Genomic DNA, 527 nt, shown 5'->3' on the forward strand with positions numbered 1-527 from the left:
TATTGTATGGGAGTAGTTCAATGGTAGAACATCGGTCTTCAAAAACGAGTGCTTGGGGTCCGAGCCCTCACTCCCATGCCATATGCTATATTAGTTTAATCGCAGTAAAACAATGGTTAGGACACCAAAGTTATGGGTGCAAATCCCTTATATAGACAAACTTATAATTTTAAAACGCAGAAAATTCTTTTTCTAGATTAAAGCAAAATCTAGTGGCGGCAACCTTCCATGAGTGTTGCAGTACTCGGTTTCATAGTGTAATAGTTACCACACCAGCTTGTCACGCTGGAGACAGGGGAGCGTAACCCCTTGAGACCGCCAAATGTTTTTTTACACCGGGTCGGAGATTGGTATGAGACCCAAGAGTTATCTTCTTATTAAACCGATAAACCCCTAAGCATAGAATGGTCAATTATGCACATGGTTTCTTAGCTCAGTCGGTTAGAGCGTCTGACTGTTAATCAGAGGGTCAATGGTTCAAGTCCATTAGAAATCGCCATATGTTTTAATTAACACCAAAATTTTAG

General features: G+C 40.6%; 1 tRNA gene. It reads left to right on the forward strand.

The annotated features are described in order from the left end of the window. Positions 1-422: 422 nt before the first annotated feature. Positions 423-499: transfer RNA gene (locus tag N1032_RS27735), tRNA-Asn, on the forward strand. The last annotated feature ends 28 nt before the right edge of the window (positions 500-527 follow it).

Source organism: Herbiconiux daphne, assembly GCF_024979295.1.
GTDB classification, from domain to species: domain Bacteria; phylum Actinomycetota; class Actinomycetes; order Actinomycetales; family Microbacteriaceae; genus Herbiconiux; species Herbiconiux daphnes.